The 13,277-nt window shown below is 52.9% G+C and carries 8 protein-coding genes; 2 read left to right on the top strand and 6 right to left on the bottom strand.

The genetic code is table 11. From position 1 onward, the window contains the following. Nucleotides 1-34 precede the first annotated feature (34 nt). The 3 genes from ACO064_RS16820 to ACO064_RS16810 form a co-directional block, all read right to left on the bottom strand. Complete coding sequence (locus ACO064_RS16820; RefSeq protein WP_421828417.1) at nucleotides 35-217, bottom strand: hypothetical protein; 183 nt, start codon at nucleotides 215-217, stop codon at nucleotides 35-37. A 236-nt stretch (nucleotides 218-453) separates the two neighbouring features. Beyond that, on the bottom strand, nucleotides 454-1,905 hold the full coding sequence (locus ACO064_RS16815) for a SusD/RagB family nutrient-binding outer membrane lipoprotein (protein ID WP_421828416.1): 1,452 nt from the start codon (nucleotides 1,903-1,905) through the stop codon (nucleotides 454-456). Between the two features lie 23 nt (nucleotides 1,906-1,928). Continuing rightward, nucleotides 1,929-5,135: a SusC/RagA family TonB-linked outer membrane protein gene (locus ACO064_RS16810; RefSeq protein ID WP_421828415.1), complete on the bottom strand. Its 3,207-nt coding sequence runs from the start codon at nucleotides 5,133-5,135 to the stop codon at nucleotides 1,929-1,931. Between the two features lie 287 nt (nucleotides 5,136-5,422). Between ACO064_RS16810 and ACO064_RS16805 the strand changes: the two genes are divergently transcribed. Both ACO064_RS16805 and ACO064_RS16800 read left to right on the top strand, forming a co-directional pair. After that, nucleotides 5,423-6,796, top strand: coding sequence for a methyltransferase RsmF C-terminal domain-like protein (locus ACO064_RS16805; RefSeq protein WP_421828414.1), 1,374 nt, complete (start codon nucleotides 5,423-5,425; stop codon nucleotides 6,794-6,796). Between the two features lie 110 nt (nucleotides 6,797-6,906). Beyond that, on the top strand, nucleotides 6,907-7,737 hold the full coding sequence (locus ACO064_RS16800; protein WP_421828413.1) for an enoyl-ACP reductase FabI: 831 nt from the start codon (nucleotides 6,907-6,909) through the stop codon (nucleotides 7,735-7,737). Nucleotides 7,738-8,004: 267 nt separating this feature from the next. Here the strand turns inward: ACO064_RS16800 and ACO064_RS16795 are convergent, their stop codons facing one another. From ACO064_RS16795 to ACO064_RS16785, 3 genes are all read right to left on the bottom strand, one after another. After that, the gene (locus ACO064_RS16795) at nucleotides 8,005-11,085 is read right to left on the bottom strand and encodes an AAA family ATPase (protein WP_421828412.1); all 3,081 of its coding nucleotides are present in this window, start codon (nucleotides 11,083-11,085) and stop codon (nucleotides 8,005-8,007) included. Then, nucleotides 11,057-12,319 (bottom strand): exonuclease subunit SbcD, encoded by a 1,263-nt coding sequence (gene sbcD, locus ACO064_RS16790; protein ID WP_421828411.1) that lies wholly within the window; start codon nucleotides 12,317-12,319, stop codon nucleotides 11,057-11,059. Before sbcD ends, ACO064_RS16795 begins: the two co-directional genes overlap by 29 nt. A 76-nt stretch (nucleotides 12,320-12,395) precedes the next feature. After that, the gene (locus ACO064_RS16785; protein WP_114404556.1) at nucleotides 12,396-13,181 is read right to left on the bottom strand and encodes a UDP-2,3-diacylglucosamine diphosphatase; all 786 of its coding nucleotides are present in this window, start codon (nucleotides 13,179-13,181) and stop codon (nucleotides 12,396-12,398) included. Nucleotides 13,182-13,277 lie beyond the last annotated feature (96 nt).

The raw sequence follows: 13,277 nt of genomic DNA, 5'->3' as shown, positions 1-13,277 counted from the left end.
CTGTACGATACGCTGAGATAAGGGGTGTAAATTTTTAACTACGCTGCTGACCAGCACTGCTGGCAAACGGTGAGTGGAATGGCCCGATGGCAGGATCGAAACGTAGTGAACCCGCTTCTCCGGAAATCATTTCTTCCGGCCGGGATTTCTGTTGTGGAGGAGATTCGGCCACCGTACCGGAGGGATACGGCGGATCAAGTAGTAAACTTTTCTTCATGTTTTTAGCGTAGGTTAATGAATAATAACGGCCAATATACAAAATATACTATCTTCAATACTGCCACATTCCCATATTTTGTTCCTCCATATGACTTTATTGTAAAATTTAATGCGGTTTTAATCTTTACACGCTCCAGGCGTTGCCCCGCTTTCCTTTTATAAACAAAAACCTCCTCCCTGCCGTAGCAAAGAGGAGGTTTTAAGAAGGTACGAATCCGACCTACATCCGTTGGCTCAAGGCTTGTCCCACCAGATACGCGTATACGGATCGTCGGCGCCCTGGCTGGCGATCACGGCATTGTAGTTGGCCGTGTTCAGCGTTCCTTCGGTCGAAACCGGATAGGCCAGGCGACGGGGAATGGCCGTGCCGCCATTGAGGGGTGAAGCCGCCGGTTTCAGCACCGGGAAGCCCGTCCGGCGCCAGGAGTTCCAGGCCGATGTACCCTGGTTGAACAACGCAATCCAGCGCTGGGTAGCAATTTGCTCAATGCCTTTTGCGTCCGTATAAGCCACATCCGGCTGAGCGATGTAGGTCGTATAAGCAGCATCCGTATAGGCAGTGCCCATCCATTGTTGCAGCGAAGCCTTGATGGCCGATTCATAAAGGGTTTTGGCGTTGCCCGTGGTCCAGCCCAACTTGGCCGCTTCGGCCTGCGCAAACAGAACCTCAGCATAGGTCATGATGTTGGCCGGTGCGGTATTTCCAGCAACCGCCGTTCCCGCCAGTGAGAAGTTCTGTGCCGGGCCGGTAGCCGGGAAAACCGCATAGGGAACCCCTACGTATTCACCCCGCTGGTTGGGAGCCGCCAGATAAGGCAGACGCGGATCGCTCACTTTCTTCAGATAATCCACAAACGTGTTGCTCACCGCGAAATCTTTCCGGTTGCTCCGGACATAGTTGGTATACAACGGATTCTCGTTGTTAGCATCTGACAGGAACGTATACCGGACGTTATCCGCATTCGACGCCAGAACACCATCAGCCACAGCAGCCGTAAATTCGGCTTTCCCTTTCGTGGGGTCCACTTTTGACAACTGCAGCGCAGCCAGCATCCGTTGTGTCGCGGCAAACTTTTTCCAGCGGGTGGCATTTCCACTGAGCAAAATATCACCCTTTACAGTTGTTCCTGCGTCAAACTGGGCCGCAGCTTCCTTGTATTCCTTAAACAGATCGGTGTAAATATCCTGCTGCTTGTCGAAAGCCGGTGAGAAATTCTGATCGCCTTTCAACGCCTGTGAATACGGAATGTCGCCCCAGCGATCAGTCATCCACTGATAGATATACGCCTTCAGAATCCGGGCAATGGCAATCTGGTTGTTGTTCGACCCGTACGTCGCCACGCTGGCGCGGGTAGCCTCGTTGGTGTTCTGGTCGATGATGGCCTGCAGGTTGACCAGCGGCCCGGCATACAACCCGTTGTAGCTGAAGTTGATCGTCTTATACCGGGAATCCTCGATGTACGTTACATCGCCAAACTGCTGCACATACAGAGCCGGCGTGATGTTGAACCCCGCCGGCCCCACCTGGCTGTTCATCGTTCCGACGGTTCGAATGGCCCCCGTAAACAAACTGGAGGTGTTGGGCAACAGCGGACTGTTGGGGTTGACGTTCATTTCTTCGAAATCGCTGCAGGCGACTGTCGTCAGCATCAACCCGGCAAAAAGAATGGATTTATAAAGTTTCATGATGTCTGTTTTTGAAGTGTTGATTAAAGACCCAGGCGCAGGTTAACACCGAACGAGCGAACGGGCGGCAACTGACCGCCTTCATACCACAGGGTCTCCGATTCAGAAATATCGATGCCGCCACCAATCGCGCTGTAAATCAGCAAGGGATTGCGGGCAATCAGCGAAATGTTGGCCGATTTGATAAATTTACCCAGCATGCTTTTCGGGAAATTGTACCCTACGGCGACCTCGCGCAGTTTGATGTAGGATTTATCGTAAATCCAGTATTCGTTCAGCGCAAACAGCCAGTTTTCATACAGGTTCTGGGCATCGACCCGCGTTGTGTTCGGCTGACCATCTTCCGTTACACCTTCCAGCAGCACACCACCGCCATCCGCTACCGCATCACGAATGGGTTTGCCCAACTCGTTCAGACCAGCGGTTTCGGCACCCAGACCCGAATAGTTGTTGAACATTTTCGTGGTCGAGAAGAATTTACCCCCGGCAATGAAGTCGGCATTGACCCGCAACGACAGCCCTTTATACGTAAAGGTATTCAGGAATCCACCTTTGAACTTCGGCAGAACGGAACCCAGCGGCACGTTCTCTTCCTTGATGTATAAACCGGCGTTGGCACCACTGCCGTAGACCAGCTTGTTGCCGTTGGCATCCTTCTTGATCCCCTGTCCTACCAGCAGACCCCAGTCTTCGCCTTCGCGGGCGTTGAGGGTCAACGTCCGCCATTGGGGGCCGTCGATCTGGTAGTTGGTCAAACCTTCCCGCAGTTCAACGACCTTCGAGCGGTTGCGGTCCAGGTTGATGTCAAACTCCCAGGTGAACCCGGACGCCGACCGGACCGGCGTCGCGTTGATGTGCAACTCCAGACCGCTGGTTTGAATCAGACCGGCGTTGATAACGGCATTGGTATACCCGCTGGTCGGCGTAACCGGTACCGGAATAATCTGGTTTTTGTTATCGTTGCGATAAGCCGTAAATTCAAAACCCAGCCGGTTGTTCAGGAAACGCAGGTCGATACCGCCTTCATAGGACGACGACAGACCCGGTTGCAGGTTGGAATTTGGCAAAAGCGATGGCAAAAACAGGGTTGCATTACTCGAATACGGCACACCGGAATTATACGCCAGAGCCGTCTGGTAAGGCCCAACGTCCGTACCAACCTGGGCATAACCGGCCCGGATTTTACCGTACGACAGAATGCTGTTCTGCGGAAGCAACTCCGAGAACACCAAACCGGCCGACACCGACGGATACAGATACGAGTTGTTGGCTTTCGGCAGGGTCGACGACCAGTCGTTCCGGATCGAAGCTTCTACAAAAACAAAATCTTTGTAACCGATGCTCACGTTTCCAAACACACTGTTGACCTGCCGTTCGTACAGGTAGTTGTTTGACAAAGGCCGGTCGATGGAAGCGGCAATGTTGTAGAAATTCGGTGCCGAAAGCCCCCCTACCGTGGCCTGGAACTGGCCATCGATGCGGTTGTAGCGGATGTTTCCCCCGGCATTGGCGACCACCGACAGGTTGGCAAATTCCTGGTTGTAACTGGCCAGAAATTCGTAGTTGTTTTCGCGGGCACTGGCACCCAGGGTCGAGTAGGCACCCAAACCACCGGCGTTCAGCGTTCCCTGCGCCACGCGCGATTCCTGCGTAAAGTAGTTCTGGTCGCGCCGGACGGTGGCCGATGCTTTCAGGAAAGGCGTAAATTCATACGTCAACCCAATGTCTCCGAACAGCCTGTCGCTCCGGTTGGTGTTCGTATTTTCATACACCTGCGTATACGGACTATCCCAGTATTTCGGACGTGGGTCGGTGGGGCTGCCAATGTTCCAGCTCCGGAACGTACCATCCGGATTCTTGTAGTTTCTGAGGTCGTCGATGCTGAGTTGGCGCTGAAACCACTGGTTAAATGAACCGATCGTCTGGTTATACCCGTTCAGGGTAGCGTTCGAAATACCGATTGGGCTGTTCGACGGTGTCGTACCGCCCGAAGATCCATAACGGTCAGCCGGTAAGTTATTCGTTTTGAACGCCGTATAATTGACATTCAGGTTGGCCGACAGTTTGCTGCCAAATTTGATCGTGTTTTTGGCACTGACAAAATCGCGGGTTTGCGACGAATTCGGAACAATCCCGTTGTTGATGATGTGCGTGTACGAAATCCGGCTTTGGAACGCTTCCGTTCCGCGCGAAAAGGCGATGTTGGTGTTGTTGCTGATCGGTTTGGCGAAGAAATCGCGCACGTTGTTGGGGTTCGCTGAATACGGCGTCAACTGTCCGAAACCGGGTCCCTGCTGCCAGGATGCCGCCGAGCGGTGCGGAGAGTTGTCGATGCGTGGCCCCCAGCTTTCATCGGCCGAATAATCCAGGATTCTCTGCCCGTTGAACGCTGACCAGGCAGCCGGATGCAAGGCCGGATCATATTCAAACGTTTCCCAGTCCTGCGAATAACCGCCACCGTATTCGTTCTGGTATTTGGGCAGCAGACCCACCATATCGATGGTGGTGCTGTGGTTGATGTCCAGCCGGGTTTCGCCCGCTTTGGCGCGTTTGGTCGTAATGACGATAACCCCGGCCGAAGCCCGGTTTCCGTACAAAGCCGTTGCGGAAGGACCTTTCAGCACCGACAGCGTTTCGACATCGTCCATGTTGACCTGGCTCACATCGGTGGGCGTTCCATCTACCACATACAGCGGATCACCGCCCGTCAGCGAGTTGACCCCCCGAACCCGGATGCTGGGGCTGCCAAACTTAGCCGCCGACTGGCCCAACACCTGTACACCCGCAATTTTGCCGGCCAGGGCGTTGGCCACGTTCTGGTCGCGGGCAATGTTCAGTTTTTCCTGTTTCAGTTCCTGAACGGCATAATTGAGGGCTTTTTTGTCCCGCGAAATACCGAGGGCCGTCACCACAATTTCCTGGAGCGTCGACGCATCGGGTTGCAACGCCAGATCGACCGTCGAGCGATTTCCAATGGAAACGTCCGTCGTTTTAAATCCAATAAACGAAAACGTTAAGGTTCCGGCATTGTCAGGCACGCTGAGGGTGTATTCGCCGTTGGCATTGGAAGTAGCTCCGCGGGAGGTGCCTTTGACGACAATGTTTACGCCGGGAAGTGGAGAAGTGTCTTCGGCGGAGGTCACTTTGCCCGAAACCGTACGGGTTTGCGCAAAGGAGATGCCCACTGTACCCAATAGGCACAATGAGGCAATGAGTAAACGTTTCAACATGTTCTTAGTTAGGTTAATGAAGCAATGCACTAATTAGCTAATTACTAATTTCGTAAAGTGAAATTACTACAAAATTTTGTTTTGTCAACAAGTAATAAGGCACTAATCCAAGCCAAAATATTTTGCAAAATGAATTAATACCCATAGAAAAGCATACCGATCAGAAGTTAACTAATTGTTAACCAAATAATTAATATTGGTAACATTACCTTTACACCAAACTGAATTCCTATTCAATGGCCGTTCTGTTGTAATCGAACAACTCAGAAAAATTATATATTTGTCCGATGAGTGACATCCCTTTACCCGCCCAATTCCGGCACCAAATGGAGCAACAATTGGGTACCGATTACCCGGCTTTTCTGGCGTCTCTGCAACAATCGCCCCCCATCAGCATCCGGGTAAATCCACAGAAGATGGCGTTGACAACGGCCGATCTGCAACCGGTTTTGTGGTGTTCCGAAGGCTTCTACTTGCCGGAGCGACCGGTTTTTACGCTCGACCCCTTGTTTCAGGCCGGTGCGTTTTACGTCCAGGAAGCGTCGTCGATGCTGGTGGCGGAAGCCCTGCGCCAGACGGCCCGGTTGAAACGCCCGCTGCGGGTGCTGGATCTGTGTGCCGCGCCCGGTGGCAAGAGTACCCTGCTCGCATCCCTGCTAAACGCCGACAGTTTGCTGGTCTGTAATGAAGTCATTCGCAGCCGGATACCGGTTTTGAAAGAAAATCTGGAAAAGTGGGGTTTCCCGAATGTGGTCATTAGCAACCACGATCCGGAAGATTTCAAGTCGCTGAACGGTTTTTTCGATGTCGTGCTGGTCGATGCGCCCTGTTCGGGCGAAGGATTGTTTCGGAAAGACCCGGAAGCCATGCTCGAATGGTCGCCCGACAGCGTTGTGTTCTGTGCCGCCCGCCAGCAGCGGATTCTGACGGCGGCCACGCCCCTGCTGTGCGACGACGGACTGCTTCTTTATAGTACGTGTACGTATAATGACGAAGAAAACGGGCAAAATGCCGCCTGGCTCAGCCAGCACGGTTTTGAAAACATACCGCTCCAGTTGCCCGAATCCTGGGGAATTGCCGAGAAAACGCTGGACCAAACCGCCGGGTACCAATGTTATCCGCACCGGGTGACCGGCGAAGGGTTTTTCCTGAGTGTGTTTAAAAAGAAACAACGGTCCAGCCCGGAAATGAACGTTCCGCGGTCGTTTCGGTCGCTCAAACCGGTTCGCAACTGGCAGGAGAAAATTTTGAAAACCTTTCTGAAAAATCCCGACGCGTTTTCGTTTTATGTAAAACCGAATGAGGACGTTTTTGCGATCCCGGAAACCCTCTCGGCCGACCTCCGCGTGCTGGATGCGGCCCTCCACAACAAAGGATTTGGCCTGGAAATGGGCACGTTCAAAGGCGATGATTTCATTCCGTCGCACGCGCTCGCGCTCAGTACCGCCCTGGCCGAAAACCTCCCTGGAATCGAACTATCAAAGGAAGATGCACTGCGGTATTTCAAAAAAGAAAACCTGGTTCTGAGCGAACCGGTGAAGGGCTGGCTGCTGGCCCGCTACAATGGATTGAATCTGGGCTGGCTGAAAGGCGTGGGCAACCGGGTGAATAATTACCTGCCCAAAGAATGGCGCATCCGCATGGACATCAAGGAATATTGATCCGCAACCCCGGCCCGGTGCAACCGCCGGTGTTGGCATTCCAGCAAAAAAAGTAGTTACTTTGCCCCCTTCTGAATCGACACGATCACCCAACAAAGCAACTCAAATTCATGGCTTACGGATTATTGAAAGGCAAGCGAGGAATCATCACCGGAGCATTGGATGAAAAATCCATTGCCTGGAAAGTAGCACTGAAAGCGAAAGAAGAAGGCGCAACGTTCACGCTTTCCAACGCACCGATAGCCATGCGAATGGGTGCGATCAAACAATTGGCGGACCAGTGTGAAGCCGAAATCATCCCCGCCGACGCAACGTCTTTGGAGGACATTGAAAACCTGTATACCAAATCGATGGACGTGTTGGGCGGCAAAATCGACTTCGTGCTGCACTCCATCGGCATGAGCCCCAACATCCGCAAGAACAAACCGTACGGCGATCTGAACTACGACTGGTACCAGAAAAGCCTCGACGTTTCGGCCCTGTCGTTTCATAAAATGATGCAGACCGCCGAAAAACTGGACGCCATCAACGAGTGGGGTTCCTTTGTCGCCCTGAGCTACATTGCTGCCCAGCGGACGTTCCCGTTCTATACCGACATGGCCGATGCCAAAGCCGTGCTCGAATCCATTGCCCGGGGTTACGGCTACCGCTACGGTAAACTGAAAAACGTTCGGGTCAATACCGTCTCGCAATCACCGACGATGACTACAGCCGGTTCCGGTGTCGGCGGTTTCGACGTTTTCTACGAATATGCCGGGATCATGTCACCACTGGGCAACGCCACCGCCGAAGATTGTGCCAACTACGTCATCACGCTCTTCAGCGACCTGACCCGCATGGTGACCATGCAAAATCTGCTGCACGATGGCGGTTTCTCAAGCGTCGGTATCTCTGAAGATATGGCCGTGAAACTGACGCAGGTGCATCAGCAGCAACAGTAGACTTTGAAGAGTATGATTTCTAAAATCTTAGAAGTTATTTGAATTAAGGCCGGAGGCCTGTCCTGTCACTAGTCCACAGCTGATATCAACTCGTGGTAGCTCCGGAGGAGCGGTCTAAAAACATCTTCAGGCCGCTCCTCCGGGGCTACCACGAGTTGATATCAGCTGTGGACTAGTGACAGACCGCCCTTCCAGGGCTCTCCCCGGTCAACTCAAACAGTTTGTTAGGACTAGAATTTTGCCCCTAAATCTGCAAAATCATACCCTTCAAAGTTCAATCACACTGATCTTACTATTTCCATCCATTCCCTTTTCCACCTGAATCTGTACACTGATCCGCTCCTTGATCTCGTGGCGGTGGGAAATGATGCCGATGGTTTTTTGGCTGTCGTGCTGCAGTTTTTCCAGCATGGCCACCGCGGTGTCGAGCGAATCCGGGTCGAGCGTTCCGAAGCCTTCATCGATAAATAAGCTTTCAATCTGAACATTTTGGGAAGCCAGATCGGATAATCCCAACGCCAGCGCCAGACTGAGCGTGAACGTTTCACCCCCCGACAGGCTGGACACCGAACGTTCGGTGCTGCCCTGATACAGATCCACGACGTAGAGTTCGTCCTGCCCGTCGCGCGGTTTCAGCAACAAATACCGATCCGACAGCTCTTTCAAACGCCGATTTGCCAGACCGATCAGTTGCGCCAGCGTCAGACCCTGCGCAAACTTGCTGTAATCGTCGCCTTTCGCACTGCCAATCAGTCGGTCCAGCTCCCGCCAGGGCCGGGCTTCGGCTTCGAGTTTTTCGAGGTCTTTGGTCAGTTGCTTGAATTTCCGGCGTTTCTCCTTGTCTTCCTCCAGTTGCCGTTTGTAATACCCGATGTTTTCCCGCTCGCCGGATTCTTCTTTCTTCGTAGCCTGTAGTTTCGCCGTCACCTCATCCAGTGGCAAGTCGGTTTGGCAGGCTTCGGCGGCTTCCCGGCGTTTCAGGGTTTCTTCCTGTTGCTTCCGGACAATCTCGTCGGCTTCTTTTTCCAGCGCGGTTTTCAGTTCCTGCAACTGCCGGACTTTCGGCGTTTCGAGCAAACAGGCACGGGCATCGGTCAGGTCGGCAAAACCACGTTCCACCAAAACCGGCTGTAATTCCGTGGTCAGTGTCTGGTAGTTTTTATCGGAATCGGCATAAGTGGCGGTGGCTTTTTCGAGCAGACTCCGCTGCGTACTCATTTTCGTCCGAACAGTCGAATACTGATTGACAAGCTGTTCACACTGAAACCGCACATCATCGCCCACAAACAACTGTTCCTTTTGCGCTTTCAGCAATTCCGCCTGAGTTTTACTCTGCTGCACGGTTTCCAGGTCGTCTGAAAGCCGTCGCAACAGACTTTCTTCCTCCCAGAGCGTTTGAATCTGGTTCAATTCTTTCCGTTGAATCTGAATCTCCTGCTGGGCGTCTTTGATCTGTTCCGGCGACAGCGTGGGGTCCAGCGCAAGCGTAGTCAACCGGTTTGAAATGAAGTTCCGTTTTTCAGAATAGGCTTTTCGCAGTGCGTTCCGCTGTTCCGAATACAGCTCCAGTTCCGACTGTATTCTCAGCAATTTGCTCTGTAAGGCATCAAATTCCTTTTTCTTATGCTCCAGATCCTTCGTAGCCAGCCGCAATTCCAGCTCGAGTTTGCCGGTCTGGTTGATGTAATGCTGGGTGTACGGATGATCTACCGAACCGCATAACGGGCAGGGCTCGCCATCCTGCAAAGCTTTTCGAAGTTCTTCCAGATCCGCTTCTTCGGCCAGGCGTCGTTTGGTATTCTGCAACTGCTCAATTTTCTGCTGAAGCACTTCCACCTCCGCCAAAAGCTGACCCAACGGTTTTTGGTGTTCATTCAGAAAAGCGGTGTGGTCATTGATTTTGCCGTTCAGCGTCGTGCCGTCGAGCAGCCGCTCCTGTTGCTGAATGAGCAACGTCCGCAGTTCGGTCAGATTTCCGTCCTGTTCCAGCAGCCGATTTAATTCATCCTGAATCGAAGCCGGGGTGAGAGACGAATAATCCTGCTCAATCTGCACCAACTGAACGTTCAACTCATGCAATCGCCCGTTGACTAACTCTGTCATCTGATCGACATCCCGCAGATCGAGCGACTTAAACCATGTCAGTTTCGTACTTTCCAGTTCTTTTTTAATCGAATTGAACGCCGGTTTGGCTTTATCGCGTTCGGTTTGGTACCGGTTGGTCAGATCCAGCACGGTTTCCCGAAAGTCGTTCAATGCTTGTTCGAAGGTCGGTTCCGACAGCCCGGTTTTCTGCGTCAGCGTTTGCGCTTTACCCATCAAAACCGTCTGCTGTTTCTCCAGATCGTGCAGATTCGTCCGGGCCGCCTGCTGATCCTGTTCGGCGGTTTTTCGGTTTCGTTCGGCGTTGGTAATGTCGGAGAAATGAGCGGCCAGATCGGCGACCTGCTCGTGGCGTTGCAGCCGCAGGGCATCCGGCACGAAGGCCTGTTTCTTTTCTTCCGACACCTGTTGCCGCCTGGTCAAAACCGCAAGCTGCTGGTTGGCATCGGCAATCTGGCGCAGGAATTTTTCTTCGTTCGTGTAAAAGACAATCGCTTTGGCGAGGTCATCCAGCCGACTACCGATCGCTTTCTGGCGGGTTTTCAGTTCCTCGACCTGCTCGTCGTTCAGCACTTTGATCAGCTCGACTTCCTGCCGTTTGTCCCTGATTCGTTCGTCGTAGGTTCTATTGACCTGGTGTGCGCGCTGGCCCAGTTGCCGGTAAATTTCGGTGCCGGTAATCCGTTCCAGCATTTTGCTCCGTTCAGCGGCCCGCGACTTCAGAAACTGGTCGAACGCGCCCTGTGCCAGCACGATAGACCGGATAAACTGGTCGTAGGTCAGGCCAATGAGTTCTTCGTTCTTCTTCGGAAATTCACTCAAGCCTTTGATTGGCAGCAACTGACCTTCCATTTGCCCTTCGGGGAGAAAGGCAATTTCCATTTCGTAGTTGTTCCAGTTGCCGTTGCGGTTTTTCTTGATCGACCAGCGCGAACGGTAGGCTTTCCCGCCCACTTCGTACTCAATCTCCGCATAAGCCAACGTTCCGGGTTCCCGGGCCGCCTGCTGATTCACCAGAATGCCTTCGTCGATGATGCTGGTGTTGGAAATACCGCCCGAAATCCGCGGCACCCGGTTAAACAACGCCAGCGTGATGACGTCGAGCAAGGTGGATTTTCCGGCTCCGGTTGGTCCGGCAATGACGAACAAGCCGGTACTGTTCAGCAGCCCTTCGTTAAACTGAATCGGCGGGTGTTCGCCGTAAAAGGAATTGATGTTACGAAAGCGAATTTGTCGGATTTTCATGCAGGAGTACAGGATGGGCTGCTTGTTCCGTAACCAAACGATACAATTCTTTATACGCTTCCAGAAGTGCCGTCCGCTCGTCGCCCTCCACCTGCGACGCATCCAGCCGACGGCCAAACACATCGAGGTAAGAAAGGTCCTGCAACTGCGTGTCGGCCACGTAAAGCGAGTCTAACCCTTTTAATTTATTGCGAAAAATCAACCGGGATTTGGCAATCAGAAACGGCGCTTCGGCGTAATCGCGCTGCAACTGCTCGAAATGCTGCCGAACCGTCAGGCTCTCGTTTTCTTCCTCGACCAGAATCTCCACCATCGTAGCCAGCGCGTCGGTTTCTTCCAGTTTTTCCAGCGTTTCCCGAACCGCATCCAGGGCTCCGGCCACCTGCCGCAACGAGCGAAAATGCGGAACCGGAACGGATTCGATGGTTTTGATTTTGCCGTTTTCGACGGTCAATTCCAGTACCTGATGCCGGTTATCGCGTTCGGCAAAACTCAGTGGAAGCGGAGCGCCACTGTAGCGAACGGTTTCAATCCCGCCAATCTGCTGCGGAACGTGAATATGCCCCAGCGCCACGTAATCGAAACCGGGCGGGAAATGTTCGGACGAAAAAGCCGCCTGCCCGCCCACCGCATGAATCTCCCGTTCGCTTTCGGGCGAAACCGTCGCACCATTCACGTATAAATGGCCCATCGCCAGAACCGGCACATCGCGGTATTCTGTCTGGCAATGATCGACAATACGTTCGTAATGATTCCGGATGCCCATCCGCACGGCGTCGATGCGCTCTTCGTAGGTCTGCCCCGAAATGGATTGCCGCAAATCGCTGTCGCGGAGATAGGGAACGGCAGCCACGAGCAAATCCGTCGAGCCGGTTTTTAGCCGAATTACCTCTTCGATGCAATCGCCGGTCGTGCAGCCAATGACGTGAATATTGAGGTGCCGGAGCAATTCGCGCGGGGCGTTGAGTTTACTGGGAGAATCGTGGTTCCCGCCGGTGATGATGATTCGGCGTTCCAGCGGCAGCATCCGGGTCAGAAACTGGTAATACAACTGCATCGACCCGTCGTTGGGGTTCGTCGTATCGAAAATATCCCCCGAAATGATCAACACATCGATCTCGCGACTTTCGACGGTTTCGGCCAGCCAGTCCAGAAACCGGACGTGATCGTCGCGGAGTTCATGCTTATACAGTCGTTTCCCTAAGTGCCAGTCTGCGGTATGCAGAATTTTCATATGCCAGAGCTTCTAATACCGGAAGTTAGCGAAAAATACCGGATGCTGGCGAAAATCAAATGCGGAAAATGATGAATCAGGCCTGGTACAGGGCGGGTTGCGACTCGGCTTTTTCGAGTTCGGAGCTATAATACAGGAGGTTCCAGTTGCCGTCGTGATCTTCGACCAGTGCGCTCAGCGATTCCACCCAGTCGCCGGAATTCATGTAAATCAGGTCGTCGAACTGGCGGATGGCCGGTTGGTGAATGTGGCCGCAAATGACGCCGTCGCAATTTCGGGCTTTGGCTAGTTCGGTCAGTTTTTCTTCGAAATCCGAGATGTAACTCACCGCCTGTTTCACCCGGCTTTTGATCTTTTGCGACAGCGAATAATACGAAAGGCCCCGCCAGGCGCGGTAATTGTTGTAAAATTTATTGACCCAGAGCAGAAACGTGTAGCCGATGTCGCCCAGGTAGGCCAGCCATTTCATCTGCGTGGTGATGGTATCGAAAACGTCGCCGTGGGTAATGTAAAACCGTTTTTCGCCGGAATTCAGGACGTAGTCTTTCCGGATGGAAAAGAATTTGCCGAGCCGTAACGGCATGATCTGGTCCAGAAAATCGTCGTGGTTTCCGCGCAGGTAGATCACGCGGGTGTCGTGCCGGTCCATCGCCTTCAAAATGGCCCGCCAGAACGCCGTGTGTTTCTTTTTCCACTCGCCCCCCCGGCGCAGTTGCCAGCCGTCGATGATGTCGCCATTCAGAATTAATTTCTGACAACTGTAGTACTTCAAAAAGTCAGTGACTTCCTTTGCCTTCGAACCGCTCGTTCCCAAATGCACATCCGAAATGACGATCGTTCGGAAATGAGTGTTTTGTTTCATGTCCGAAAATACGGTTTGATTATGAGTCGGGTATTTCCTCAATTTTACCGGATTGCAAACTTTTTCGGACGGTTATGCGGTTTGTTAACAATACCT

The sequence above is a fragment of the Larkinella sp. genome (genome assembly GCF_965227735.1).
In the GTDB taxonomy this organism is placed as follows: Bacteria; Bacteroidota; Bacteroidia; order Cytophagales; family Spirosomataceae; genus Larkinella.
Note: the sequence above shows the minus strand (reverse complement) of the source record. Positions and strands in the feature narration are given on the sequence as shown.